Genomic DNA, 25,371 nt, shown 5'->3' with positions numbered 1-25,371 from the left:
GCTGCGGTTTCAGCGACGCAATGCGTTCTTCGCTCAGCCGGCGTGCGACACCTCGATCTGCTTCGTGTAGCGGCGAACGGAACCACTGAACTTGTTCCCCTGGTATTTCGCGTCACGAAGCAGGTCGCGGGCGATATCGCCGTTGAAGGCGACGACGTCGATCGCGGACAGAAGGCCGACCAGCAGGGATAGGGCAGCTAGGTACTTCATGGCCTTGAGCCTAGCGACCAAATCAGAACATCAGACCAAGACCTTCAGGGCATTTTTCGGCGGATTCCGCGTCGAATAATGTTCAATTGCCCCGAAGTGTGTTTGTCATGCGGCTTTTGCGGCACCTTCAGCGGCAGAGCGGATGGCGCGGATGTTGTCGCCATAGACCGAAGCCTTCTCGACCGACCCGCCTTGGAACACGGCAGACCCCGCAACGAGCACGTCGGCCCCGGCATCGACCATCTTCGGCGCGGTCTGCGGGTCCATGCCGCCATCGATCTCGATGTGCACCGGACGGTCGCCAATCATTTCGCGAAGCGTGCGGACCTTCTCCGACATGTCGATGAATTTCTGTCCGCCGAAGCCCGGGTTCACCGTCATCACGCAGACGAGGTCGGCAAGGTCAAGAACATGCTCAAGTGCCTGCGCCGGGGTGCCGGGATTGATCGCGACGCCTGCCTTCATGCCCGCAGCGCGGATTGCCTGCAGCGTGCGGTGGATGTGTGGACCGGCTTCGACATGGGCGGTGAGGATGTCCGCGCCGGCCTCGGCATAGGCGTCGATATACGGGTCAACGGGCGCGATCATCAGGTGCACGTCCATCACCGTCTTCACATGGCGGCGGAAAGCCTTCACGGCGGGCGGGCCAAAGGTGAGGTTCGGCACGAAATGACCATCCATCACGTCGACGTGCACCCAGTCGGCGCCCTGCGCCTCGATTGCCTCGATCTCGCGACCGAAATCGGCGAAGTCGGCAGACAGGATTGAGGGGGCAATCTTGATGGTTCTGTCGAACGACATGGCTGCTTCCGCGTTGAGGTTCAAACGCGCGCAAGGTGCGTTTTCGTGGGTTATCGATTATGCGTGAGGGCTTACGCCGCATCGCCTATCGGCGCAACCCGCAGCGTGGCCAACTCAGCCGAGAGGGACGACGCGATGCCGGTTTCGAGTTTTTCCGAACTGACCGAAATGAACAGCCTTTCGACCGCCGGTGTCGTCACGGTTCGGCTTGGGCTTGCCGCATTGACCGGGGCGGTTGTCGGTTTCGAGCGCGAAATGCGCGACCGCAGTGCCGGGCTGAGGACCCACATGCTGATCTCGGTTGCCTCGGCAGCCTTCGCCATCATCGCGATCAGTCTGTTCCATGCCGTCAGCGACGAGAATGGCGCGAACGCCGACCCCATCCGCCTCATAGAGGCGGTGACGGCAGGTGTCGCGTTTCTGGCAGCCGGCGCGATCATCCGCGAAAAGGAACGCATTCGCGGGCTGACGTCGGGCGCGAACATGTGGATGGCCGGTGCCATCGGCGTTGCCTGCGGCACGGGGTTCTACGTGCTTGCCGGTATCGCGACGGTCATCGTGCTGATCATCATGATCGTGGTGCGCGGCGTCGAGAAGCGCTTCTTGTGACCGTCACAGGGCCGGTCAGTCCTCGCGGAAGGCGCGGCGGAACGAGCGGACGATCGGTTCGGTGATGTATTCGAATGCCGTGCGCTGGCCGGTGAGGATCAGCACTTCCGCCGGCATGCCGGGCGTCAGCTCGATGTTCGGAATCTTGGCGATCTCTTCCTTGGGCACCTCGACGCGCACCTCGTAGAAGCGGCGGCCGCTCTTTTCATCGACCTTCGTGTCGGCGCTGACCTTCGTCACCTTGCCCTCGATATTGGGCGTGTAGCGGCTGACATACGGCAGGAGGTGGACGCGCGCGCCAAGCCCCGGATGCACCACGTCGATATCGGTCGGGGCAAGTTCGGCGTTGATGACGAGTTCCTCGCCCACCGGCACGATATCGAGGATCGCTTCGCCCGGCTTCACCACCGCACCCGGCGTCTTGAAGCGGACGTTGAGAACGATACCTGCGACCGGACTCATGATCTGCGTGCGTGTGAGCACGTCGCGCGAGGCGATCATGCCCTGTTCGAGCTGGGCGATCTCGGAATTGATCCGCATCAGCTGGTCGGCGGTGCGGTCAAGAAACTGGCTGTGAAGCTGGAGGATGGCGAGCTTCGTTTCCTCGATCTTGGCGCGGGCCTGCGCGGCTTCCGCGTCGTTCGCCGCGATTTCGGCATCGATCTCGGCGGCTGCGCGCTGGAGCGCGAAGATCTCGGGCTTGCGGACCAGCGACTGCTTCATCAGTACGTCCTTGTCGGCAAGCTCTTCTTCGAGGATCTCCAGCTGGCGCTTGCGACCGGCGTTTTCTCGGTCGAGCGCGGCCGCTTCCTGGCCAAGCTGGATGATCTGCAATTCGTAGATGTTTTCCTGCTGGTCGAGCGATTCCAGGTGGGTCCTGAAAAGACTTAGCTGGTTGTCGCGGAACGCGGCGAGGTCCGGATCGTCGACCGCGGCGATTTCTCCGGAATAGCTGAGTGCCTCCGCGCCGGCCTGATGGGCCTCCAGCCGCTGGCGGATGGCCGACAGCCGCACCCACTGTCGCTCGCGGGCACCAAATTCAGCGCGTGCGCGCGTCGGCTCCAGCGTGGCGAGCAACTGGCCGGGTTCGACAAGGTCGCCCTCCGTGACATTCATTTCACGCACAATGCCACCTTCAAGGTGCTGGACGGTCTGGCGTGCCGATTCAGGGCTGACGATGCCAGGCGCGATGGCGGCGCTGGAAAGCGGCGCGATCATCAGCCAGCCGCCGAGGCCGACAAAGAACAACAGCACCACGATCAGGCCGAAGCCGAACGGGCCACGGATGAGCGTGCTCAGGGCAGGGCGGTTGCTGGCTGGGGCCGCAGCATCGGCGGCGGCAAGCGACATCATGCTCATTGGCCTGTCTCTCCGCTCACGCAACGCCCGACTGGACGACGGGCCTCGCGCTCTCGATGTTTCGGCCCGGCGCAAGCTGGCGCATGACGACGTCGCGGTCGTCGTAGCGATCGAGCATCCCGTCCTGCATCACGGCGATCTTGTCGACCGGCCCGAAGATGGTCAGGCGGTGGCTGACGAGGATGATCGTCGATCCGATCTTCTTCATCTCGCTCATGGCGTTGACGAGTGCCTGCTCGCCAAGATGGTCGAGATTGGAGTTGGGTTCATCCAGTACGATCAGCTTCGGCTTGCCGTAGAGCGCGCGGGCAAGCCCGATGCGCTGGCGCTGGCCGCCGGACAGAAATGCACCGGCTTCGCCGATATCAGTCTCGTAGCCATTGGGAAGCTGCAGGATCAGGTCATGGCATCCGGCAAGCTGCGCGGCCTCGACGACGGTGGCGTCGTCCGGGTTTCCCATGCGGGCGATGTTGTCCTTCACGCTGCCGGCAAACAGTTCGACCGACTGCGGCAGGTAGCCGACATGCTGGCCGATATCGGCCTGGTTCCATTGCGAAATGTCCGCGCCGTCCAGACGGATATTGCCGACCATCGGCGTCCACGAACCGACGATCATGCGGCACAGGCTGCTCTTTCCCGAGGCCGAGGGCCCGACGATGGCGACCACCGTGCCGGGCTCGATATCCATCTTCACGCCCTGCACAACGGGCTTGTCGCGGCCGGGGACGCGGTAGCCGGCATTCTCGATGCTGACCTTGCCGTCCGGCGCGGGGAGGCGCACGGCCTCGCGCGGGGCCGGGGCTGCCCGGCACAGCTCGCGGATACGGAGATAGGCGGTGCGCGCGCCGACGAAGTTGCGCCAGCCGCTGATGGATTGCTCGATGGGCGCCAGCGCGCGGCCGAGGATGATGGACGAGCCGATCATGCCGCCGGCGGAGAGTTCACCAAGCACGACGAGATATGCGCCAAGCCCGAGGATCGCGACCTGCACGCCGATGCGGATTGCCTTGGACGAAGCGGTGATGAGCGCACTGCGCTCGGCTGCCTTGCCGTGGAGTGCGGAGGCCTGCGAATTGGCCAATTCCAGGCGCTGCGACAGCGCGCCGAACATGCCCATGGCATGGACCACGTCCGCGTTGCGGATCGAGGCGGCAGACATCTGGTTGACGTGTCCCTGCTGTTTCATGGCCTCCACCAGAGTGGGGCGCGAAAGCCTGTCATTGGCAAGCGCAAGCGAGAACAGCAGCACCGCGGCAGCGGTTGCCAGCAGCCCCAGCCACCAGTGCAGCAGGAAGATCACGAAGAGGAAGGCCGGGGTCCACGGGGCATCCAGAAACGGCAGGATTGCGGGGGAGGCGACGAACTGGCGAACCGTTTGCAGGTCCTGCAGCACGTTTGCGACCGCGCGACCGGGCATCCGCGCCCCGTCGATGGACAACCGAAGCAGGTCGGAACGCAGCGTCTGGTCCCAGAACACGCCGATGCGCGAGAGAAGGTAACCGCGCACGCCGTCCAGCAGGCCGAGCACGATGAGGGCGATGCCCGCGAACATGCTGAGATAGATGAGCGTCTCGAGGTGCTGGGTTGTCAGCACGCGGTCGAAGACCTGCATCATGTAGATCGGCGAGACGAGGATGAGCAGGTTCACGAAGAAGCTGAAGAAAAACACAGCCGCCAGTCCCGACAGCAGCTTTCCCGTAACGCCCAGCGAATCCCACAATGTGCGCGGCAGGTTCATTGTCCCGAGGTCTTCCCGAATCCTTGATATTGAAATTCAGACTACCATGACACGACTAACACCGGATTAATCAACCCATGCGTGCAAAAGCAGCGCGGTCTGGTTGAAGCGGTCGGCCACGGATGTCCTAGGAAACGTTGCGGTACATTCCAATTGTGGCGAAAGCGGTCTTGTCCCAGGTGAAGCCCTGGCCTCGGGCTGCGCGCTCGGCGCGAACGGGCACGCTGTCCACCGCCGTTTCCGCCGCGTCGCGCATGGCTTCGCTCCAGCCGTCGATGTCGTCAGGCGCGATGAAATTCGCATGCGCGCCGGCGACCTCATGAAACGGCTCGATATCGGAGCAGGCGACGCGCGCGCCGCATGCCAGCGCCTCGGCAAGTGGCATCCCGAACCCCTCGTAGACGGAGGGGAACAGGAACAGTGCGGCCTGGCTGTAGAGACAGCTCAGGTCGCGGGCAGTAGCATATCCAGTGACGCGAACCTGTCCGCTGCGCTCTAGTTCCTGCGTGCCTTTGGGAAGCTTGTAGCCGACAGGGCCGATAGGCCCGCAGATCACCAGAGGGTGCGTGCGGCGCAGAGCTTCCGGCAGACTTGCATAGGCCTTGAGGATCGCGGGCAGGTTCTTGCGCGATTCCCGGCTGCCGACGCTGAGGAAAAACTGCCCCGGCTTGAGGTCGTAGGCCTCGAGCGTGGCGGCGGAGTTCGCGCGGGGCACCGGTCGGTAGACCTGTGACACGCCGGGATGGGTCACGACGATCTTCTCTGCTGCCACGTCATAGACATCAGCGATCTCGCGGCGGGAGAACTCCGAAACCGTGTTGATGCAGGCGGCTTCGGAAATGTCGCGAGGCAGGCGCTCCAGCCACTTCACCCGTTCCGCCGGGTGATGCTGCGGGCAACGGATATGCGAGACATCATGGATCAGCAGGATCGATGGTGCGCCATTGCCCCCATGAATGGTCGCCGGGGGCACGGCGGCGAAGGCGTGGTAGAGATCGATCGTCTGGCGCGCATAGCTTTTTGAGAAGGTGAGGCCGCGCGCAGACCGCCAGACATTGCGCAGGACGGTGTTGCGGCGCAGGTGGGAGCGCGTTCCGCCACCTGTGGGGGCGGAGGCGGGATCATCTTTCAACCCTGAAGGGTCGAAGTCGCGCCAGCCCAAACCTGCGAAGGCGCGGAAACGCATCTTCGGGTCGGCTTGTGCCATCGCCAACAACAGGTTGCGGGTATAGGTGCCGACACCGGTCACCTGTCCACCCAGTATTGCCGTGTCGAAACCAACCCGCATCCGGTCCGCCCTGTCGCCTTCCTCAAGTCCGGCATACCCCTTGAATAATCTGCGCGCAAAGCCTTCAGTGGCGCGTTAGCGAGGCGGTTCGGAAAGGCTCGCTCCGGTTCAAATCATTCTTCCGTTACGGTCGATTTAAGGTGTCTTTGAAAATATTTCGCCGAATCTTCGCGTTTTCCGTGCTGTTGAACCTCCTTCTCGGACTGGGGGTGGTCTACACGTTCGGCTATTTCTGGCACCGTGAGAAAACCGAGGTGAAGGAACATAAGTTCCGCGTCCAGCGCCAGATCGAGGGCATGGACCGGCATCATTCCGACATCATCTTCATCGGCGATTCGCTGATCGCGGAAGGCCACTGGCCCTACTGGTTTCAGGACCTGGACATTGCCAATTTCGGCGTCGATGCCTCGCAGGCGCAGGATATCTATTACCGGGTGCACCAGCTTTTTCATGCCCAGCCCCAGAAGATCTTCATCATGGTCGGGATCAATGACTTGAATTTCTCCGACCTGACGCTCGACTTCGATGAGGCGAAAGCTTTCTACGCCAAGATGCTTGAGCGCATTCACCGCGAGGTGCCGGGCGCGGAGGTCTACGTTCACAAGGTGCTGCCGACCACCGACCCGTGGCCGCGAAGCTTCACGGTGGAGACATTGACCCCGCTCAATGACTTCATCGTCATGCAGGCGCAATCGTATGGCTACCGGGTGATCGATCTCCTGCCGGTGATGGCGAACGAGAGCGGCGCGTTGAAAGCCGCCTACACCGACGACGGATTGCACCTGAACGCCGACGGATACCGGGTTTGGATCGACACGCTTCGTCCGCTGCTATATGGCGCGAGGCCCTGACACGGCGGCGCGGAAACGTCCGGTCCACCCATCGAAACGAGGCCAGCTTGTCGATCCTGAATCTCACCTTGCGGCTGCGCCGCATCACCCAGGAATGGAACGCCACCCAGTGGGTGGCGGTGGTGCTCGCGGCGGCCATGTGGCTTTCGGTGACGGCAACCGGGCTGGCCGCCGGTGTCTTCATGCTGCTGTTCGGTTTCCGCGGCGATTTCCAGAAACTTCGCTTCCACTGGCGCAAGCCGCTGGTGCTCTCGCTGGCTGCTCTCGCTGCGCTGTTTGCCCTGGGCACGCTTTGGAGCGACGCAACGCTTCCCGATATGAGCAAGCATGTCTCCGGGCATCTCAAGCTGCTTTTCATTCCGGCGCTGACGCTGGCATTGTCGCGCGGGCGCTGGCCGGAACGCGTGCTTCTGTCAGCGCTGGCCGGCCTGCTCGTCCTGTTGGCGCTGTCCACCCTGCACGCGGTCTGGCCGGACGCACCATTCTGGCCAGAGAGCGCGGAGATCGCCGGGGTTCCGCTGCGCACCTACACGCTGATGAACACCGGTGCGGCGCTGGCTGCATACGGTTTTTCGCTCTTTGCTTTGCAGTTGCGGTCGGCGAAGCGTGAGCTGGCGGCCGGGTTGGCGGGCATAGCTGTCCTGCTGGTGCTGCACGTGGTCTTCATCGCGCCGTCTCGTACGGGCATCCTGATGCTTCTGGCGCTGGCGGCGCTTGGTTGCGTGCAGGCCTTTCGGTGGCGCGGGGTTGTCGCTGCCGTGGTGGCGGTCGCGGTCGCCGCGCCGCTCCTCTATTTCGCGTCACCGAAGGTGCGCCAGAAATTCGATGCGATCGAAACCGAGATCGCGTTTTCCGAAAGGACCGGCCTTCCGACGAGTTCCGGCATCCGCATGTTTCTGTGGCGCAAGGGGCTGGGATACGTCGCCGAAAATCCGCTGATTGGCGGCGGTACCGGGGCGATCGCACAGCTCTACCGTGAAAACTCCGCGGGTACCGAGCGGGTCGACGACATCGGCCCGCGTGATCCGCACAACCAGGTGCTGGCTTTCGCCATTCCCTTCGGGCTGCTGGGTGTCGCGGTGCTGCTTTGGCTCTGGTGGGCGCTGGCATCCGCGTTCTGGGCGGCAGGCCCGTGGGCTGCTATCGGGCAAGCGGCATTGGTCGAGATGCTGGTCATGTCGGCGTTCAACAGCCCGATCCAGATCTTCGGCGTCGGCTGGTTCTTCTGCGTGGTGCTGGGCACGTTGCTGGCCGCCGTGTGGCGCGACGAGTGCCGCGGTGGCGAGGCCGGGGCAGCGGTTCAGTCGCGCCCATAGATGTCCTCGTAGCGGACGATATCGTCCTCGCCGAGATATTCGCCCGACTGGACCTCGATCAGTTCCAGTGGTGTCTGGCCGGGGTTCTCCAGCCGGTGCACCGCGCCCAGCGGGATATAGGTCGACTGGTTTTCGGTGAGCTCGAATTCCTCGCCGTTCACCGTCACGCGCGCCGTACCGGAAACGACCACCCAGTGTTCCGCGCGGTGGCGATGGCTTTGCAGCGAAAGCCGCCCGCCGGGCTTCACCGTGATGCGCTTTACCTGGTAGCGCGAACCGCGGTCGATCTGCTCGTAGTCGCCCCAGGGGCGGTAGACGCGGGTGTGCTCGCTGACCTCCACGTGACCGGCTTCCGCCAGCCGGTTGACCAGCGCCTTCACGTCTTCGGATTTGTCGCGAGCGGCCACCAGGACCGTATCCCGCAGGGTCACAACCACCACGTCGTCGAGGCCGAGGACCGCCGTCAGCGTGTCGGGCGAATGCACGAAGGCATTGGAGGACTTGTGGAACATGGCGCGTCCCACCGCCGCGTTACCTTCATCGTCCTTCTGGGCCAGCGCCCAGACCGCGCCCCATGATCCGATGTCGGACCAAGAGAAGTCCGATGGCACGACGGCTGCGCGCGAGGTCTTCTCCATCACTGCGTAATCGACGGAGGTGGCGCGCGCCAGCGCGAAGCCGGCCGGGTCGAGGCGCAGGAAATCGAGGTCCGTCTGCGCCTTGTCGACCGATTGCTTCACCGGCTTGGCGATGTCGGGGGCAAGTTCAGCCAGCTCTTCGAGGAAAACGCGGGCGCGGAACAGGAAGTTGCCGGAATTCCACAAATAGCCGTCTTCCACGTAACGCTCGGCGGTCTCCCGGTCGGGCTTTTCCACGAAGGCCGAGATCGCATTGACCCCATCCAGTCCGTCGATGGTCTCGCCGGGCAGGATGTAGCCATAGCCGGTTGCCGGTTCGGACGGGCGGATACCAAAGGTCACGATGCGCCCGGCTTCGGCGGCCTTCGCCCCGCGTTCCACGAAGCGGTGGAAGCCTGCGGTATCAGGAATCGCGTGGTCGGCTGCGAGAATGAGGATCAGGCTGTCGGGATCATTGCGGACGGCGACTTCGGCTGCTGCTGCGATGGCCGCGCAGGAATCGCGCCGCAGCGGCTCCAGCACCACGGTCGCGCTGCGATTCATGTGGCGAAGCTGGTCGGCGACGAGGAACCGGTGGTCATTGCCCGTGACCACGATGGGGTCGGCGAACAGCTCGCCCTGCACGCGCTCGACAGTGGCCTGGAACGGCGACATGTCGTCGAACAGCGGGTGGAACTGCTTTGGATGGGCCGCGCGCGAGACAGGCCAGAGACGCTGGCCGGTGCCGCCGCACAGGATAACGGGTACGATGGAAGCCATGACCTTCTGGATGCTTGCGCTTGCGTTCTGTAAGCCGCTTTGAATCGTTCAGCCCGTATAGCCAATCGGGACGGCGATGAAAACCGCGTGTGGTGCGCCCGATCCGCGTGGACTTGCTGCGCCTGCGTGATATGACCGGCGCGGCAGAAACAGGAAGGGTCGCATGACGGACGCGTTCATCTCCCGGCTGGACAATCGCGAAGCCCGCATCGCGGTGATCGGTCTCGGCTATGTCGGTCTTCCCATCGTGCTGGCGTTCCACGAAGCCGGGCACCACGTCATCGGCTTCGACGTCGATGCGGCCAAGATCGACGCCATCGGCGCGGGGCGCAGCTATATCAGCCATATCGCGAATGACCTGATCGGCGAGCTGGCGCAGTCCGAGCGCTTCACGGGCACGACGGATTCGGCTGAACTGCGTGCCGCTGATGCCATCATCATCTGCGTTCCGACGCCGCTTGGCGCCCACCGCGATCCTGACCTGACCTATGTCGAGGACACCGCGCGGATGATCGCGAAGGTGCTGAAGTCGGGGCAACTCGTGTCTTTGGAATCGACCACCTATCCAGGCACCTGCGATGAGGTGCTCGTCCCGATCCTCGAAACCTCCGGGCTGAAGGCTGGCGCGGATTTCGACCTGGTCTATTCGCCGGAGCGCGAAGACCCGGCCAACCCGGATTTCGACACGCGCTCGATCCCCAAGGTTGTCGGCGCATCGACGCCGGGCGGATTGGCGCGCGCCTCGGCGCTCTACGCCCAAATTGTGGACCGGGTCGTTGAAGTCAGCGACATGAAGACGGCGGAAGCGGTGAAGATCACCGAGAACGTGTTTCGCGCGGTCAACATCGCGTTGGTCAACGAACTCAAGGTCATCTACGCGCGCATGGGGATCGATGCCTGGGAGGTGATCGACGCGGCCAAGACGAAGCCCTTCGGCTTCATGCCGTTCTATCCCGGCCCTGGCCTGGGCGGGCATTGCATCCCGGTCGATCCATTCTACCTGACGTGGCGGGCGCGCGCATTCGGCATGCACACGCGCTTCATCGAGCTTTCCGGCGAGATCAACCGCGCAATGCCGGACCACGTGGTCACGGAAGTGGGCCTTGCGCTCTCCAAGCATGCCGGCAAACCCTACAAGGGCGCGCGGGTGCTGGTGCTCGGTGCCGCCTACAAGAAGAACGTGGATGACCTGCGCGAAAGCCCGGCACTGGAATTGATGGAAAAGCTGGAAGGGCTGGGCTGCGAGGTCGACTATGCCGACCCGTTCATCCCCGAGATCAAGCCGACCCGCAACCACCCCGGCCTTTCGGGCCGCCGCAGCGTCGAGATTGCGCCCGATTATGTCGCCAGCCGCGATGTCGTGCTGCTCGCGACCGACCACGATGCATTCGACTACGACATGATCGCGAGCTACGCCCCGCTGATCGTCGATACACGCAACGCCTTTGCCCGCCGCGACGTCAGCGGCATCCTGCTGAAGGCCTGAGAGAGAGTAACCGAGTATGACCGACCACAAGACACTGTCGCAGCTGTCCGGCGAACTGGAATCCGGCAAGCTGACCGCCCGCGCCCTTGTCGACGAGGCGCTCGAGCGCGCGCAAGGTTCTGCCAACCAGGGCGATGTCGCGTTCATTTCAATCGACGCCGACACAATCCGCGCCGAGGCCGAGTCCATTGACAAGGCGCGCGCTGAAGGCAACGCGCCGTCGCCCTACGCCGGCATCCCGGTCTCCATCAAGGACCTCTTCGACGTGAAGGGGCAGGTCACGGCGGCGGGGTCGACAATCCTCGCGAGCAACCCGCCGGCGGCGAAGGACGCCGAGCCGGTGGCGCGGCTGCGTGCTGCGGGCTTCATCCCGTTCGGCCGCGCCAACATGACCGAGTTCGCGTTCTCCGGCCTCGGCATGAACGCCCATTACGGCGATCCGGCCTCGCCGTGGCAGCGCGGCGTGGGCCGTGTGGCTGGTGGGTCATCTTCGGGTGGTGCGGTTTCGGTCGCCGAAGGCATCGTGCCTCTGACGCTTGGTACGGATACCGGCGGCTCGTGCCGCATTCCCGCTGCCTGCTGTGGCATCGTCGGCTACAAGCCGACGGCGGTCCGCGTGCCGCAGGACGGCACTGTGGAGCTTGCCACGAGCCTTGATTCCATTGGCCCGCTCGGCAACTCGGTCGATTGCTGCGCGCGCGCCTTCGGCGTGCTGGCAGGTGGTCCGCCGACCGCGCCGGAGCCGCGCGATGTGTCGTCGCTGCGCCTCGGCGTGCTGAAAAACTACGTGCTGGAAAACATGGACCAGACGGTCGCCGCCGCCTACGAGGCCGCGCTGGACGCGCTCGCCAAGGCTGGCGCGACGTTGGAAGACGTGACGTTCGATCCGCTCGACCGGATGCCGGAGATCAACGCGCGTGGCGGTTTGGTCACGGCGGAGGCGCTGCGCTTCCACAAGGGTCGGCTGGCACAACATGAAGCGGAGTTCGACCAGCGCGTGTCAAAGCGCATCCGCCGCGCCGAGACGCAGGAAGAGGGCGAGTATGACCGCATCCTGCTGGCGCGCCGCGAGATGATCGACCAGGCCGAGCAGGTCTTTGCCGGGTACGACGCCATCGTCATGCCAACCATCCCCATCGTCCCGCCGAAGTTCGAGGACGTGGCGAGCGACGACGGCTATACGCGCAACAACCTGCTTCTGCTGCGCAACCCGTCGGTCGGCAACTGGCTCGACCGTTGCGCCATCTCGCTACCTGTGACGCCGGATCTGTCTGCACCTGTCGGCTTCATGCTGATGGGCGTACCGGGCAATGACGAGGCGCTTTTCGCCTGCGCATTCGCCGCGGAACAGGCGTTCGCGCCGCTGCGCACCTAGCAGCTGAAATCGTCGCCAAACCGACACAATCTGCGCAGTCTCACTGATGTTGCGCTGCACACATCGCGATTATCTTCTCTGTCGAGGCGCGAACCGGCCCTGCAAGGCGCGGGGCCGCGCGCCTGAGCGGAGGCGAAACGCATGGGTCCGAGCCGGTTCGAGACGATGTTCAATCCACGGTCCGTCGCGGTCGTCGGGGCGAGCGAGGATGCCGGGTCGGTCGGCGGGCAGGTCTTTGCCAATATCCTGAACGCAGGCTTTGCCGGCCCGGTCATTCCGGTCAATCCGCACCACGAGAGCGTGCGCGGCAAGGCTTGCGCGAAAAGCGTCTCGGACATCGCCGAGCCGGTCGACCTCGCCATCATCGCGACACCTGCCTCCACAGTTCCGGGCATCATCAAGTCGTGCGGCGAAGCGGGCATCGGCAGTGTGATCGTGCTGTCGGCTGGCTTCGGTGAGATCGGCGAGCAGGGGCGCGCCGTCGAGGCCGAATTGAAGGCCATCGCGCGCAAGGCCGGCGTCCGCTTCATCGGACCGAACTGCGTCGGGTTGGTGCGACCGCATCTCGGACTGAACGCAACCTTCCTGAAATCCGCCGCACCTGCGGGGCGGCTTGCGCTCGTCTCGCAGTCCGGTGCGCTGTGCTCGGCCATCGTCGATTGGGCGGGACCGCATCACCTCGGATTCTCGGCCATCGTTTCACTTGGAAACTCGGCCGATACCGACTTCGGCGACGTGGTGGACTTCCTTGCCGCCGACCCGAAAACGGATGCGATCCTGCTCTACGTCGAGGGCGTGCAGGACTCGCGCGGCTTCATCAGCGCGCTGCGCGTTGCAGCCCGCATCAAGCCCGTCATCGTGCTCAAGGCCGGGCGTCACAATCAGAGTTCGGAGGCGGCCCACACCCATACCGGCGCACTCATCGGTTCGGATGCCGTCTTCGATGCTGCACTCGAGCGTGTCGGCGCGGTGCGCGTCCACACCTTCGGCGAGCTTTTCGCGGCAGCTGAAATCCTGTCGTCGGGAAAGCGCGCGCACGGCAACCGCCTCGGCATCGTCACCAATGGCGGCGGGGCAGGGGTTCTCGCCGCCGACCGCGCCGGGGACGTGCGCATCGAACTTCCGCCGCCATCGTCGCAGACGGTCGAAACGCTGGATGCGTTGCTGCCGCCCTACTGGTCGCGCCGCAACCCGGTGGACATTCTCGGCGACGCGCGCCCCGAGGTGTTCAAGGCAGCGGTTACTGCCTGCATGGCCGACAAGGCGTTCGACGGTGTGCTCGTCATGCTGACGCCGCAGGCCATGACGGCGGCCAGCGACGCCGCCCGTGCGCTGATCGAGGCGGTGGGGCCGAGCGCGAAGAAACCGGTGCTGGCCTGCTGGATGGGCGAAGCCTCCGTCGCCGAGGCGCGCGAACTCCTTGGCGAGGCGGGCATCCCCGACTTCACGCTGCCGGAGCGCGCCGTGGAAGCCTTCTCCTATCTCGCGCGCCACCACCGCAACCGCGAGCTTGCGCTGGAGACGCCGGGGCCGATGTCCGACCTGAAGGCGCCCGATGTTCAGGGCGTGCGGATGATCATCGAGCAGGCGCTGTCGGAGCGCCGCAAGATGCTTTCCGATATGGAATCCAAGGCCGTGCTGCGCGCCTTCGGCGTTCCCGTCAGCACGACGATCGAGGCGACCACGCGCCAGAAGGCGCTGATCGCGGCGGAAACCGTCGGCTTTCCTATCGCGATGAAGATCAACTCGCCGCAGATCGTCCACAAGTCCGATGCGGGCGGCGTGCGGGTCAACATCATGAACGCCGCCGACGTGCAGACAGCCTTCCGCGACATCACCGAGGCGGCGAAGGCTGCCAACCCGGATGCGGACATTCTGGGGGTAACGGTTGAGCCGATGGCCCGCGCCGACGATGCGCGCGAACTCGTCATCGGCGTCAGCCGCGATCCCGTCTTCGGTCCATCGATCCTGTTCGGGGCCGGCGGCACAATGGTGGAAATCCTCAAGGATTCAAGCGTCTCCCTGCCGCCGCTCAACACGGTGCTTGCCAATCGCCAGATCGACCGGACGCGGGTTGCACGGCTGCTGCAGGCGTTCCGCGACAGGCCGGCGGTGGACCGGCAAGCCATCGTCGAAGTGCTGCTGCGCGTGTCCGATCTCGCCTGCCAGTTTCCGCAGATCGTGGAACTGGATATCAACCCGCTCTTTGCGGGGCCGGACGGTGTGCTGGCGGTCGATGCGCGCATCCGCATCGCGCGGCCGAACGCGCGCGCCGGCCGGTTCGACCATGTCGCCATCGTGCCCTATCCCGGGCACCTGGTGCGCGAGGACTTCCTGTCCGATGGCACGCCCGTCACCATCCGTCCGATCCGCCCGGAGGATGCCGACAGCGAGCAGGCATTCGTGCGCGGTCTCTCCAGCGAAGCCCGGCAGATGCGCTTCATGCACGCGGTCACCGAACTGACGCCGGAGATGCTCGCCCGCTTCACGCAAATCGACTACAGCCGCGAGATGGCGCTGATCGCATTGGTCGAGGAGGACGACGGCCCGGCGCAGCGCGGTGTCGCGCGCTACACGATCAACCAGGACCGGGAAAGCTGCGAGTTCGCCATCGTCGTCTCCGACGACATGCAAAACCGGGGATTGGGCACCCGGTTGATGATTGCGCTGATGGATGCCGCGCGTGACCAGGGACTGCGCGCGATCGAGGGAACCGTGCTCGCCAAGAACGGCGGCATGATGCAGCTGATGGAAGGCCTTGGTTTCGCCACGCGACACGACCCTGACGACCCGGACGTGATGATCGTCGAGCGGGCGCTTTAGGTGCTTGCGCGCGGGCCGTATGCGAGACGATAGGCCAGTGCCACGCCGCCCGCGCCGCCGACAATGTTTCCAAGCGTCACGAAGGCGAGGTTGAAGCACATTCCGGCCAAGTCCGCGTCCGCCCCGGCGAACATGCCCTGCGGGATCAGGTACATGTTGGCGATGGAGTGTTCGAGGCCGAGCAGGACGAAGCCTGCGATCGGCCAGATGATCGCGAGAATCTTGCCCGCCACCGTGCGCGCGGCGATCGTCAGCCACACGGCCAGGCAGACCAGCATGTTGCACAGCGCGCCGCGCATGAAGGCTTCCACTGCGCCGAGGGACACCTTGCCTTGCGCGATTGAGGCGGCCGTTTCGCCCATTGTGCCGTCGAGCAGCCCGGTGAAGGCGAAGGCAACGGCCAGCGCGACGCTGCCGGTAAAATTGCCGAGGTAAACAATGCTCCAGCTTCGCAGGAGGCTGGCCAGCGTGATCCGCCTGTCGACTGCGGCCATCACCATTAGGGCGTTGCCGGTGAAGAGTTCCGCGCCGCCCACCACGACGAGTATCAGTCCCAGCGAGAAGACGACACCGCCAAGGAACCGCGCCGGGCCGAACCCCGCATCCACCCCGGTCATCACCATCGTGTAGGCCGCACCGCCAATCGCGATGAAAGCACCAGCCAGCACTGCGAGCGTGAACATCTGCGTCAGCGGCAGGGCAGCCTTGGCGACGCCCGCGCTTTCGACAAGGTCCGCGATCTGGGCGGGCTTGTAGGCATCCAGCCCGGTCGGGTTGTTCGTTGCCATCGTGCTGCGCCCCCGCGCTCAGGCGTTGCCGATCAACACGCCTGCGGCGAAGACCAGCGCGCCGCCCAGCACCACCTGGAAGGTCGCCCGGAAGAACGGCGTGTCCATGTAGCGGTTCTGGATCCAAGCAATGGCCCAAAGCTCGATGAAGACGACCAGCACCGCGATGGAAGTCGCCGTCCAGAAATCGGGGATGAGGTAGGGCAGGGCGTGGCCGAGCCCGCCCACCGCCGTCATGATGCCGGAAGCTAGGCCGCGCTTGACCGGTGACCCGCGCCCGGACAACACGCCGTCATCGTGGGCGGCTTCGGTGAAGCCCATGGAGATGCCCGCGCCAACGGATGCCGACAGGCCGACGAGGAAGGTCTGCCACGTGTCGCCCGTTGCGAAGGCTGCGGCAAAGATCGGGGCCAGCGTGGAAACCGAACCGTCCATCAGTCCGGCCAAGCCCGGCTGGACATAGGTGAGGATGAACTGGCGGCGCTCGCTTGCCTCTTCCTCGTCCTTCACGTCTGTTGGCGTGTGCTCCATCCCAAGCCGGCGCGCCAGCGACTCGTGGCTTTGCTCTGCTTCGGCGAGGTCACCCAGCAGCTTGCGGGTGTCGGCATCGCCGGCGCGCTTGGCTGCTTCGAGATAGAAGCGGTGCGCCTGCCGCTCCATCTGCTCGGCCATGTCGCGCACCTTCTCCAGCCCGAGGGGGCGCACGAGCCAATCCGGCTTGCGCTCGTAGTAGCCGCGCACGTGCTCGCGGCGGATAAGGGGGATGGTGTCGCCGAAGCGCGCCTTGTGCAGGTCGATCAGGCGGCGGCGGTGGGTGTTTTCCTCCTCTGCCATCTCCTCGAAAACCTTGGCGGACGCCGGATACTGATCGCGCAACCCGTCTGCGTAGGCCGCGTAGATGCGCGCATCGTCCTCTTCCGATGAGATCGCGAGCGCGAGAATCTCCTGCTCGCTGAGCGAGGAGAAGTCACGCTTTCCGAAACTGAAGAGGCGGTTGAGCATGGTCGCATCCTGCACGTTCGTTTGAGGACGTGTCATCAAGATAAGGGTGCCCGTCCGACCAGCCAACGCAGGGCAAACACGGACATTGATGCCGATCAATGGCGCCGGATCGAGCGGTTGCCGGATCAGGCGTCGCCGTAGCCGACGATGGCCTTGGTCTCCACGAAATCATGAATGCCCCAGTCGGCATATTCGCGCCCGTTGCCGGACTGCTTGTATCCGCCGAAGGGGGCGAAAAGGTCCCAGTCCGGTCCGTTGATGCTGACCTGTCCGGCGCGCAACTGCCGCGCGACATGGCGAGCGCGCTCAAGGTCGCCGGACTGGACGTAGGCCGCGAGGCCGTAGGGCGTGTCGTTGGCGATCTCGATCGCCTGTTCCTCGCTATCGTAGGGCAGGATCGACAGGACCGGCCCGAAGATTTCCTCGCGCGCGATGCGCATGTCGTTGCGGACATCGCCGAAAACGGTCGGCTTGACGAAGTAGCCCCGGTTCATGCCGTCCGGGCGGCCCGTGCCGCCGGTGACGAGGGTGGCGTTCCCGTCGATTCCCGCCTGGATGAGGTTCTGGATCTTCTCGAACTGCACCTCGCTGACGACGGGGCCGAGCCCGGTTGCCTCGTCGCGCGGATCGCCGGTCACGTGGGCCTCTGCGGCAGCCCTGGCGATTTCCAGCGCTGCGGCGTGCTGGTCGCGCGAGACCAGCATTCGGGTCGGGCTGTCGCAGGACTGGCCGGAATTTTCGAAGCAATTCTCCACGCCACTGGTGACGGCGGCTTCGAGGTCGGCATCGGGCAGGATGATGTTGGGCGACTTGCCGCCCAGTTCCTGCGCCACGCGCTTCACCGTGTCGGCGGCGGACTTGGCCACGAGGATGCCGGCGCGCGTCGAGCCGGTGAAGGACACCACGTCGATTTCCGGGTGCGAAGACAGTTCCTGGCCGACGCCCGTCCCGTCGCCGCTGACGAGGTTGAAGACACCTGCGGGAACGCCCGCCTCGTGCATGATTTCGGCAATGATGATGCCGCTGACAGGGGCGACCTCGCTCGGCTTCAGAACCATGGTGCAGCCAGCGGCGATGGCCGGAGCCACCTTGCAGGTGATCTGGTTCATCGGCCAGTTCCACGGCGTGATGAGCCCGGCAACGCCGATGGGCTCATGGACGATGCGCGTGGTGCCTCGCTGGATTTCGAATTCGTACGTCTTCAGCGCCTCGATGGCAGCTTTCAGGTGACCGAGACCGGCCAGCGCTTGCGAAGAACGGGCGAAAGCGATGGGTGCGCCCATTTCGGCGCTGATCGCCTGCGCGATGTCCTCGACGCGCGCCTTGTAGGCGGCGCGGATCGCGGTCAGCAGGTCGATGCGCTCTTGCCGGGTGGTGCGCGAAAAGGCGGGAAACGCAGCGCGCGCTGCGGATATCGCACGCTGCGCATCGGCCTTCGTGCCGACTGCGACCTGCGTGAAGGCTTCCTCGGTCGATGGATCGATCACGTCGAGAACGCGAGCTTCCGGGGAGGGGGCAACCCAAGCACGGTCGATATAGAAGTTCCGCATGTTGGTGGTGTGGGTCATCGTCGCTCCGCTGTGGCTTGATGAGATGCGAGCAAGTCAGCAGCGGGCGATCCCTGTCAACCGCGCCGGAGCCCGGCCAGTTTCTCCAGCCGGTCGCGGACAGGGTGACGCCAGCGCTTCATCACCGGCGGCAAGGGAAGTTGCGGAGCGAGCCAGCGGAAGGCGTCGCTCTGCGGATCAAGGGCAGGGCGCACGCGCGGAAGAAAGTCCGGGCGAGAGAATGCCTTGTGGTAGTGCGCGATGACGATCTCGTCCAAGGGCAAAGTGTCGAGTTCGCTGCCGAACTGTCCGCGCTCGCGAATGTTGTAGTTGTAGGTCGGGGGCAGGATCCGCACCCGTTCCGGTCTTGCGGCAGCAACCAGCGACAGCGAGACCTGGTCCATATAGCGGCGGCGCTCGTGCGTCAGCGGGTCGATGCGGTTGAGGACGTCGCGCCATTGCGTGCCGATGCCGGCGCTGCGGCGCATGGCGACCAGCCCGCCATTGTAGTAGCCCCGCACCCGCTTTCGGCTGATGAGCGTGTCCACCATGGCCGGCAGTTCGACACCACAAGCCTGCGCGCACGCCGCCCAGTAGGGCTCCAGCGGGTCGCTCGGGCCGGTCGTGCCGCCCAGACCCCGGGTCGTGAGTTGCACAGCGATATCTTCGTCGTCATGCAGGTCCAGTTCGGAAGGTTCGCCCAGGACGACGGTGTCCGTGTCGAGGAAGACGAGGATTTCCGCTTCGCTCCGCGTTTCGATCAATGCAGCCGCATGAACCTTGTTCGCGGTGCCAAGGTTGGCCTGGCGCGTGTTCCATCTGCCGGCGTGGTGCGTGACGTCACAGGCCGCGAAGCAGTCGGTCGTTTCCGGGGTCAGCGGGTCGGTTCCGCGCGGCTGCACCGCGTGGACTTCGGTGTCCGCGTAGCGCCCCGCGGACCGCCGGATCGAGCGCGCCAGCAACCGTGCCTGCGGTTCCAGCCAGCCCGGCTCGACGCAGAAGAAGAACGCGAGCGAACCCGTCACTTCAGGTGGTCGGGAATGTCGTGGCGGTCGCGCTGCACGTAGGCCGGATTGCCGTAGGCGACCACGCCTTCGGGCATGTCGCGCGTCACGGTGGAGCCCGCGCCGATCATCGTGTTGCGGCCGATCTCCACGCCGGACAGGATCGTCGTGCCGCTGCCGACGCGGCAGCCGCGCCGGAAGATGGGGCCGCGCAGCAACGTCTTCTGCTTGTCCTTTTCCGGCCAGCGCATGGCGTTGGAATCAACCGTGGCGACATTCGCGCCGATCTGGACGCGATCCTCGATCAGCGTCCCGCCTGCAAGGTGCGTCAGCGAAGATATGCGTGAGAGCGAACCGACGGTGACGTCATGCTGCACGCTGACGAGATGCGAGAGCATGGAATTGTCGCCGATCGTGAAGCAGCGGCGGATGACGCAGTTGTGCCCGACCATGACGTTGCGGCCGAGCCTCGTGCCGGTGGACAGCACGACGCCTTCGCGCACGATCGTGTCTTCGCCGATCTCGACCGGGCCGTGGTCGGTGCCGTCATCCTCGCGCGGGACGACGCGAATGGAGGGCGAAACCCGCGCGCCGGGCGCAAGTATCAGCACGCCCGCGGCGAGTGCCTCGTCGCGGGACAGGGAAAGTTCTTCCTCGATCACCAGAACAGCCTTCTCGGAATATCGTTGAGCGCTTCGTGGTCGCCATCGCGGCCAAGGCCCGCTTCGTAGAGCCGGTCACCCAGCAGGGAGCGCGCAACCTGTCCGCGCAACACGTCGGTTGTGCCATCAGCCATGCGCATGCCGGCAAGGTCGCGGTAGCGCTTCTCAAGCCCCGTTTCACGGTCGTAACCCGCCGCGCCGAAGACGGTCATTGCCCATTCGACAGCATGGATGGCGCGCTCGACGGCTTCGGCTTTCGCCATGGCCGCCTCGGTGATGGCGGTGTCGCGACCGTCCAGGCGACCAGCGGCATCGAACACCAGCAACCATGCCATCCGCAGGCTCGCGACATGCTCGGCGAGCGCAAGCTGGAGATGGGAAAAACGCCCGATCGGTCCACCGAAGGCTTCGCGGGTCTTCATCCGCTCCATCGCCGCGTCGACCGCGGCCTGAGCCGAACCGATGGCGGTGGCTGCCATCATCACGCGCCAATAACTGAAGTGCCTCAGAAACAGCGAAATGCCTTCGCCTTCGCCGCCGATTCGGTTTTCACGGGGGATGGAAACTTCTTCGAGGCGCACCCGCCCCCACGAGACCGACGACATGCCCATCGGCGACATGGCCTCGATGCTGACGCCAGGCGCATCACTTGGCACGAGGAAGGCTGTGATCCGCGCATGTGGACGGAAGACGGAGGCGAGCACGATGAGATGCGTGCATTCCTCGATCCGGGAGACATGCTGCTTGGTGCCATTGAGAACGAATCCGTCATCACCGCCACGCGCCACCGTTTCCAGCGCATGCAGGTCGGATCCGGTGCCCGGTTCGGTGATGGCCACGGCGCAGAAAGCCGCGCCGCTGGCGACATCCTTCAGGAGGGGATCGAAACGCCGTGTCCGCGCGTGTGTCAGCAGGCGGGCATGGCCGGCGCCTGCGATGTCGCGCAATTCAAGGTCGATGCGTCCCAGCCGGCGGAAGGTGTCTGTCATGTCAGCGGCGGACGCCCCGGCACCACCGACGCGCGTGGGCAGGTCCAGGCCCGCGAGGCCGCGAAGTAGCTCGCTGGCCCGCCAGCCGACGGGATCGAAATGCTGCTCTGTCTTGAGGTGGTGTTGCACGCGCCCGACGAGTTCGTCTGCGTGCGCGGTCCTATCCGCCGCCTCGCCGGCGAATGGGCCGGTGTCGATTGTCACGTGCTTATCCCCCGTTGCACGACAAATTGCAGTTTCCCGCTCCGCAAGATTGGGATTGTGCCGACGATATGCCATAGCCACATACAAACTTCGATACGAAGAAGGGCTCCGGGGCGTCCGAATGCATGTTCTGATTACAAACTTGACGCTGCGCGGTCATACGGGCACCGAAACGGCGACGCGCGACATCGCCTTGTCGCTGGTTGAACGCAACGCCAAGGTGAGCATTTTCGCCAAGCGGCTCGGCCGCATCGCCCGCAAGATGCGCGGGCTGGAAATCGAAGTCGTCGACCGGCTTGAAGACCTCAGCGAGCCGCCAGACGTCATCCACGGTCATCATAACATTCCAGCCGTTGCGGCGCTGGCGCATTTTCCGGGCGTTCCGATGGTCTGGACGAGCCGCGACACGCGCAATTGGTTCGACAGGCCACCGCTCTTCTCTCGGATTCGCAAGTATGTCGTGGTCGACGAACTGCGCCGTAATTTTCTTGTCGACGATCATGGGATCGACGGGGGCCGCGTGGACCTTGTTCACAACGGCATCGACCTCAAGCGCTTTCCGCTTTCAAAGACCGAGCGTCCGCAAAGCCCCCGGAGCGTCTGCGTCTTCAGCAAGACGCACAACGAAGTCTCACTGGTGCGGTCCGTGTGTCGTGAGCGCGGCCTTTCGTTTTCGGCGTTCGGGCGCGGACCGGGCAAACGCACCGATGACCCGAAGTGGCGGCTTGCGGCAAGCGACATCGTGTTCGCGACCGGCCGGTCCGCCATCGAGGCCATGAGCTGCGGCGCGGCGGTCGTGGTGGCTGATGGGCGCGGCTTTGCCGGCGTGGTGACGCCGGACAACTACACCGCGATGCGCGACCAGAACTTCGGGCGCGGCGCGTTTTCAGGCCCGATCACGCGCGATGCCGTGGATTCGGCAATCGCGTCCTACGATCAGCAGGCTGCGCGTGTCGTGCGTGACAGGGTGCGCGTCGAGAGCGATATCGAACTGTGCGTCGATCGCTACGAAGCCCTCTATGAAAGCGCACTGGCCGCGCCCCCGGTGGGCAGCGCGGATGAGCGCGACGAGTTCGCGGCATTCCTTGCCGACTGGCCAGCCAGAAGGCTCGGCAACAGCTTGCGCTGGCGGCGCGAACACGCGCTCGTCGAAGCCCGCGCCAGGGGCTGACCACCGCCGCAGGACCGCGGGACATGCATGGCGGGGATGTTTTCCTTCAATTGCACAGCAAGCCGCACAGGCTTAAGCTTTGTGCAAATCATTCGCACTCGTGCGGAAGGGAAGCGCCATGAACGTCCATGAATTGCCCGTGCAGCGGGAAATCCGGAAGTTCGACTACGAGACGGATGAAGGCATCGCGGAGCGTGCCCGCATCGGCATGGTGGTTCTGGCAAGCGACCACACCATTGAGCACGAGTTCCGGCTGATCCTTGAAAAGGTGCCGGGCGTCGCGCTCTACCAGGCGCGAATCGAGAACGAGCCGAACATCACGCCGGAAACCCTGAAGGCGATGGAAGCGCGGATCGTGCCGACGACCGACCTGCTGCTGCCGGGCATGCCGTTCGACGCGATCGGCTTCGGCTGCACGTCGGCCTCCATGGTGATCGGTCGCGACCGTGTCTGTTCGCTCATCAACGAAGCGCGCAGCGAGGCCGCGCCCACCAATCCCGTCAGCGCAGCATTCGCCGCGTTTCACGCGCTGGGCGCCAAGCGCATCGCGGTGCTGACGCCGTATTCCGACGACGTGAACGAGGGCATTCGCAGCTATTTCGAAGGTGCCGGGTTCGAGGTCCCGATCATGGGGTCTTTCAAGGAGCCCAATGACAACGTGGTCGCGCGCATCTCGCCGCGCTCGGTTGCCAATGCCACGGCGGAACTCGCCAAGACGCCGGGCGTCGACGCAGTTTTTGTTTCGTGCACCAGCGTCCGCCTCGTGCGCGACGTGGCGCAGCTGGAGCAGCTGACCGGCCTGCCGGTCACCTCGTCGAACCACGCGATTGCCTGGCACACGCTGCGGCTTGCGGGGATCAATGACCGCCTGCCGGAGTTCGGCAAGCTCTTCACGCTGGGCCTGCAGGACGCGTGACGGCAAGCGACGCGGGCCAGCAGCGCAGGCCGCTTGAAGCCTGCCGATCCTGGCTATTCACCGGCTTTCCGCAGGCCGCCGGGGGCGATATCGCGATCTGTGGCGCGGACGCGATCATTCTCGAACTTGAAGACTTCACCGTCCCCGCCGCGCGCGGCGACGCGTGGGCAGCCGCGCCTGAGCTCTTCGCCCGCTGGCGGGACGTCGGTGCGCTGGTGGCTGTGCGGGTCAACCCGCTCGACGGGGACGGGCGTGACGATCTCGAAGGCTGCATGGCAGGTCGGCCGGATGTCGTGATGTTGCCCAAGGTCGCGGGGCCGGATGACATTGCTGCGCTTGCTGATGCAATCGGCGCGCATGAGACGAGTCTCGGCATCGAACCCGGTTCGACGAAAATTGTCCCGAACATCGAAAGCGCATCCGCGCTTTTCCAGACCCGTGACATTGCGGCCGCGAGCGCACGCCTCGTCGGATGCCTGCTCGCCAGCGAGGACCTCACGGCGGATCTCGGCGCGCCGCGCACGCGTGATGGTCACGAACTTGCCTTCGCGCGGCAATACTTCCATGCCGCCTGCGTGGCGGCCGGCGTTCTGTCCATCGACTATCCCTACACGTTCGCAGATGAAGACGGTCTCGAACGCTCATGTGCCGATGCGCTGGCGCTCGGCTACCGCGCCAAGTCGCTCGTCGCGCCGGAACATGCCGAACGTGTCAACGATGCGTTCACGCCCGGTGAGAGCGAATTGGCTGCTGCGCAGCGCATCGTAGGCGCGTTCACGCAGGCGCGGGAAAAGGGGCAGGACCGGGCGCGCCTCGACGGACACATCCTCGAAGTGCCGACCTTCCGCAACGCCCAGGCGCTGATCGCGCGGGCCGACCTGCTGGCTGCTTACGCGCGCTGATCCGATTCGATTTGGTTAGCGAATGGGTGGCGTGCCATTCCGGTTTCCGGAACAATTTGAATAAAGATCGAAAACTGGTTGCGGATGGTGCCGATCACCGGAGAGACCCGGGGCGCGGCACGAAAAACGCCCCCCGGCGGTCTGCCGGGAGGCGCGAATGCTTCAGGTCATCACTGCCGGATCAGCGGCAGCCGTAATACCGCATGCAACCTCGGTAGTCGTTGTTGCCATAGCCCCAGTTGGCCGTGCAACGGCGGCTCCAGTAGCTGCACGAGTTGCGCGCCGGGCGCGAACGGTACGTGCGGCGACGCGGATACGAGTAACGCGGCGCATAATAGTAAAAGCTCAAGCCCGAACCGCGGCGGCGGTGACGGTAGGACCGGTGGCCGCCACGGTAATGGCTGTTGCCGTAGTAGCGCGATCCGCCATCGAGATGCGGATGGTCACCGGACCGCGCCTGTGCCGGTGCCAGGTCCAGCGAGAATGCCATGACGAGGGCGGCAGCGAGGATGAAAAGCTTTTTCATTGCTAGCTCCTGATTGTGGCAATCACCTCCGATTGCCGATGATGTCCGCCCCCCTTGCAGACAGCCCCAAGGCTAGCGAGCCGTCCACGGCGAGACAATGAGATAAGATATCACAACCACGCGAACGTAAATTTGTTCCCGATCAAGCCTGTGCCGTTGGCATTTCGCGACGTCGCACGCCACGCCACGCCACGCCACGCTCGCCGCGAACGCGGTTGCGCACGCATGACGATGAATCCTCCGTTAAACCCGGGTCAGAGATCGTCCAATCATAAAACTCAACGTATACATTGCTCCTGCGACAGCAAATATGCCTGACCGCCGACCAACAAGAAAACGGATGGATAGAGCAAAACATTCTCTTTTGGGCTGGCGACACTTTGAAGAAGCCGTGCCCCTAGATTTCG

The 25,371-nt window shown here is 64.7% G+C and carries 22 protein-coding genes; 9 read left to right on the top strand and 13 right to left on the bottom strand.

All coding sequences use genetic code 11. The annotated features are described in order from the left end of the window. Window positions 1-33: 33 nt before the first annotated feature. Both ACKTEK_RS07985 and rpe read right to left on the bottom strand, forming a co-directional pair. The gene (locus ACKTEK_RS07985; RefSeq protein ID WP_409164698.1) at window positions 34-210 is read right to left on the bottom strand and encodes a hypothetical protein; all 177 of its coding nucleotides are present in this window, start codon (window positions 208-210) and stop codon (window positions 34-36) included. A gap of 105 nt (window positions 211-315) precedes the next feature. Continuing rightward, on the bottom strand, window positions 316-1,011 hold the full coding sequence (rpe, locus tag ACKTEK_RS07980) for a ribulose-phosphate 3-epimerase (protein ID WP_409164697.1): 696 nt from the start codon (window positions 1,009-1,011) through the stop codon (window positions 316-318). 135 nt (window positions 1,012-1,146) lie between these two features. Here rpe and ACKTEK_RS07975 point away from each other — a divergent pair, with 135 nt between their 5' ends. Next, window positions 1,147-1,620 carry an MgtC/SapB family protein gene (locus ACKTEK_RS07975; protein WP_409164696.1) on the top strand — a complete coding sequence of 158 codons (474 nt, stop codon included), beginning with the start codon at window positions 1,147-1,149 and terminating at the stop codon, window positions 1,618-1,620. Between the two features lie 15 nt (window positions 1,621-1,635). Here ACKTEK_RS07975 and ACKTEK_RS07970 read toward each other — a convergent pair whose 3' ends face one another. From ACKTEK_RS07970 to ACKTEK_RS07960, 3 genes are all read right to left on the bottom strand, one after another. Then, window positions 1,636-2,979, bottom strand: coding sequence for an HlyD family type I secretion periplasmic adaptor subunit (locus tag ACKTEK_RS07970; protein WP_409164695.1), 1,344 nt, complete (start codon window positions 2,977-2,979; stop codon window positions 1,636-1,638). Window positions 2,980-2,995: 16 nt separating this feature from the next. Next, window positions 2,996-4,717 (bottom strand): type I secretion system permease/ATPase, encoded by a 1,722-nt coding sequence (locus ACKTEK_RS07965; RefSeq protein WP_409164694.1) that lies wholly within the window; start codon window positions 4,715-4,717, stop codon window positions 2,996-2,998. 127 nt (window positions 4,718-4,844) lie between these two features. Beyond that, a complete protein-coding gene (locus ACKTEK_RS07960; RefSeq protein WP_409164693.1) occupies window positions 4,845-6,005 on the bottom strand; it encodes a glycosyltransferase family 4 protein in 1,161 nt (386 codons plus the stop codon). Window positions 6,006-6,184: 179 nt separating this feature from the next. Here ACKTEK_RS07960 and ACKTEK_RS07955 point away from each other — a divergent pair, with 179 nt between their 5' ends. Together ACKTEK_RS07955 and ACKTEK_RS07950 are read left to right on the top strand one after the other, a co-directional pair. Next, entirely contained in the window at window positions 6,185-6,856 is a 672-nt protein-coding gene (locus tag ACKTEK_RS07955; protein WP_409164692.1) for a GDSL-type esterase/lipase family protein, read from the top strand. Between the two features lie 47 nt (window positions 6,857-6,903). Further along, on the top strand, window positions 6,904-8,172 hold the full coding sequence (locus tag ACKTEK_RS07950) for an O-antigen ligase family protein (protein ID WP_409164691.1): 1,269 nt from the start codon (window positions 6,904-6,906) through the stop codon (window positions 8,170-8,172). Here the strand turns inward: ACKTEK_RS07950 and ACKTEK_RS07945 are convergent. Then, entirely contained in the window at window positions 8,157-9,569 is a 1,413-nt protein-coding gene (locus ACKTEK_RS07945) for a mannose-1-phosphate guanylyltransferase/mannose-6-phosphate isomerase (RefSeq protein ID WP_409164690.1), read from the bottom strand. The genes ACKTEK_RS07950 and ACKTEK_RS07945 overlap by 16 nt on opposite strands. Before the next feature lie 163 nt (window positions 9,570-9,732). Here ACKTEK_RS07945 and ACKTEK_RS07940 point away from each other — a divergent pair, with 163 nt between their 5' ends. From ACKTEK_RS07940 to ACKTEK_RS07930, 3 genes are all read left to right on the top strand, one after another. Beyond that, window positions 9,733-11,055: a nucleotide sugar dehydrogenase gene (locus tag ACKTEK_RS07940; RefSeq protein ID WP_409164689.1), complete on the top strand. Its 1,323-nt coding sequence runs from the start codon at window positions 9,733-9,735 to the stop codon at window positions 11,053-11,055. Window positions 11,056-11,071: 16 nt separating this feature from the next. Next, complete coding sequence (locus ACKTEK_RS07935) at window positions 11,072-12,430, top strand: amidase (protein WP_409164688.1); 1,359 nt, start codon at window positions 11,072-11,074, stop codon at window positions 12,428-12,430. A 141-nt stretch (window positions 12,431-12,571) separates the two neighbouring features. After that, window positions 12,572-15,253, top strand: coding sequence for a GNAT family N-acetyltransferase (locus ACKTEK_RS07930; protein WP_409164687.1), 2,682 nt, complete (start codon window positions 12,572-12,574; stop codon window positions 15,251-15,253). Here ACKTEK_RS07930 and ACKTEK_RS07925 read toward each other — a convergent pair. From ACKTEK_RS07925 to ACKTEK_RS07900, 6 genes are all read right to left on the bottom strand, one after another. Continuing rightward, on the bottom strand, window positions 15,250-16,041 hold the full coding sequence (locus ACKTEK_RS07925; protein WP_409164686.1) for a formate/nitrite transporter family protein: 792 nt from the start codon (window positions 16,039-16,041) through the stop codon (window positions 15,250-15,252). The genes ACKTEK_RS07930 and ACKTEK_RS07925 overlap by 4 nt on opposite strands. An 18-nt stretch (window positions 16,042-16,059) precedes the next feature. Next, complete coding sequence (gene mbfA / locus ACKTEK_RS07920; RefSeq protein ID WP_409164685.1) at window positions 16,060-17,043, bottom strand: iron exporter MbfA; 984 nt, start codon at window positions 17,041-17,043, stop codon at window positions 16,060-16,062. A gap of 125 nt (window positions 17,044-17,168) precedes the next feature. Next, entirely contained in the window at window positions 17,169-18,611 is a 1,443-nt protein-coding gene (locus ACKTEK_RS07915; RefSeq protein ID WP_409164684.1) for an aldehyde dehydrogenase family protein, read from the bottom strand. 56 nt (window positions 18,612-18,667) lie between these two features. Continuing rightward, on the bottom strand, window positions 18,668-19,615 hold the full coding sequence (locus ACKTEK_RS07910; protein ID WP_409164683.1) for a hypothetical protein: 948 nt from the start codon (window positions 19,613-19,615) through the stop codon (window positions 18,668-18,670). Then, the gene (locus ACKTEK_RS07905) at window positions 19,612-20,256 is read right to left on the bottom strand and encodes a DapH/DapD/GlmU-related protein (protein ID WP_409164682.1); all 645 of its coding nucleotides are present in this window, start codon (window positions 20,254-20,256) and stop codon (window positions 19,612-19,614) included. Before ACKTEK_RS07905 ends, ACKTEK_RS07910 begins: the two co-directional genes overlap by 4 nt. Continuing rightward, a complete protein-coding gene (locus ACKTEK_RS07900; protein WP_409164681.1) occupies window positions 20,253-21,449 on the bottom strand; it encodes an acyl-CoA dehydrogenase family protein in 1,197 nt (398 codons plus the stop codon). The genes ACKTEK_RS07905 and ACKTEK_RS07900 overlap by 4 nt, the downstream gene beginning before the upstream one ends. A gap of 121 nt (window positions 21,450-21,570) precedes the next feature. Here ACKTEK_RS07900 and ACKTEK_RS07895 point away from each other — a divergent pair, with 121 nt between their 5' ends. The 3 genes from ACKTEK_RS07895 to ACKTEK_RS07885 all read left to right on the top strand — a co-directional run bounded on the left by ACKTEK_RS07895 (window position 21,571) and on the right by ACKTEK_RS07885 (window position 24,438). Then, window positions 21,571-22,620, top strand: coding sequence for a glycosyltransferase (locus ACKTEK_RS07895; RefSeq protein ID WP_409164680.1), 1,050 nt, complete (start codon window positions 21,571-21,573; stop codon window positions 22,618-22,620). A gap of 118 nt (window positions 22,621-22,738) precedes the next feature. Continuing rightward, window positions 22,739-23,536 (top strand): Asp/Glu racemase, encoded by a 798-nt coding sequence (locus tag ACKTEK_RS07890; RefSeq protein WP_409164679.1) that lies wholly within the window; start codon window positions 22,739-22,741, stop codon window positions 23,534-23,536. Continuing rightward, window positions 23,533-24,438 (top strand): HpcH/HpaI aldolase/citrate lyase family protein, encoded by a 906-nt coding sequence (locus ACKTEK_RS07885; RefSeq protein WP_409164678.1) that lies wholly within the window; start codon window positions 23,533-23,535, stop codon window positions 24,436-24,438. Before ACKTEK_RS07890 ends, ACKTEK_RS07885 begins: the two co-directional genes overlap by 4 nt. A gap of 181 nt (window positions 24,439-24,619) precedes the next feature. On the opposite strand, the gene ACKTEK_RS07880 is transcribed toward ACKTEK_RS07885, so the two are convergent. Continuing rightward, the gene (locus tag ACKTEK_RS07880) at window positions 24,620-24,964 is read right to left on the bottom strand and encodes a hypothetical protein (RefSeq protein WP_409164677.1); all 345 of its coding nucleotides are present in this window, start codon (window positions 24,962-24,964) and stop codon (window positions 24,620-24,622) included. Window positions 24,965-25,371 lie beyond the last annotated feature (407 nt).

Source organism: Tepidamorphus sp. 3E244 (genome assembly GCF_046159835.1).
Classification (GTDB): Bacteria; Pseudomonadota; Alphaproteobacteria; order Rhizobiales; family Tepidamorphaceae; genus JACKJK01.
This window is presented reverse-complemented; position numbering and strand designations above follow the sequence as displayed.

Excerpts from the sequence above, each read along its gene's own strand:
- ACKTEK_RS07880 (WP_409164677.1), bottom strand. The coding sequence starts at position 24,964 with ATGAAAAAGCTTTTCATCCTCGCTGCCGCCCTCGTCATGGCATTCTCG.
- ACKTEK_RS07915 (WP_409164684.1), bottom strand. The coding sequence starts at position 18,611 with ATGACCCACACCACCAACATGCGGAACTTCTATATCGACCGTGCTTGG.
- ACKTEK_RS07935 (WP_409164688.1), top strand. The coding sequence starts at position 11,072 with ATGACCGACCACAAGACACTGTCGCAGCTGTCCGGCGAACTGGAATCC.
- ACKTEK_RS07975 (WP_409164696.1), top strand. The coding sequence starts at position 1,147 with ATGCCGGTTTCGAGTTTTTCCGAACTGACCGAAATGAACAGCCTTTCG.
- ACKTEK_RS07890 (WP_409164679.1), top strand. The coding sequence starts at position 22,739 with ATGAACGTCCATGAATTGCCCGTGCAGCGGGAAATCCGGAAGTTCGAC.
- ACKTEK_RS07925 (WP_409164686.1), bottom strand. The coding sequence starts at position 16,041 with ATGGCAACGAACAACCCGACCGGGCTGGATGCCTACAAGCCCGCCCAG.
- ACKTEK_RS07970 (WP_409164695.1), bottom strand. The coding sequence starts at position 2,979 with ATGAGCATGATGTCGCTTGCCGCCGCCGATGCTGCGGCCCCAGCCAGC.
- ACKTEK_RS07985 (WP_409164698.1), bottom strand. The coding sequence starts at position 210 with ATGAAGTACCTAGCTGCCCTATCCCTGCTGGTCGGCCTTCTGTCCGCG.
- ACKTEK_RS07940 (WP_409164689.1), top strand. The coding sequence starts at position 9,733 with ATGACGGACGCGTTCATCTCCCGGCTGGACAATCGCGAAGCCCGCATC.
- ACKTEK_RS07895 (WP_409164680.1), top strand. The coding sequence starts at position 21,571 with ATGCATGTTCTGATTACAAACTTGACGCTGCGCGGTCATACGGGCACC.
- rpe (WP_409164697.1), bottom strand. The coding sequence starts at position 1,011 with ATGTCGTTCGACAGAACCATCAAGATTGCCCCCTCAATCCTGTCTGCC.
- ACKTEK_RS07960 (WP_409164693.1), bottom strand. The coding sequence starts at position 6,005 with ATGCGGGTTGGTTTCGACACGGCAATACTGGGTGGACAGGTGACCGGT.
- ACKTEK_RS07965 (WP_409164694.1), bottom strand. The coding sequence starts at position 4,717 with ATGAACCTGCCGCGCACATTGTGGGATTCGCTGGGCGTTACGGGAAAG.
- ACKTEK_RS07945 (WP_409164690.1), bottom strand. The coding sequence starts at position 9,569 with ATGGCTTCCATCGTACCCGTTATCCTGTGCGGCGGCACCGGCCAGCGT.
- ACKTEK_RS07930 (WP_409164687.1), top strand. The coding sequence starts at position 12,572 with ATGGGTCCGAGCCGGTTCGAGACGATGTTCAATCCACGGTCCGTCGCG.
- mbfA (WP_409164685.1), bottom strand. The coding sequence starts at position 17,043 with ATGCTCAACCGCCTCTTCAGTTTCGGAAAGCGTGACTTCTCCTCGCTC.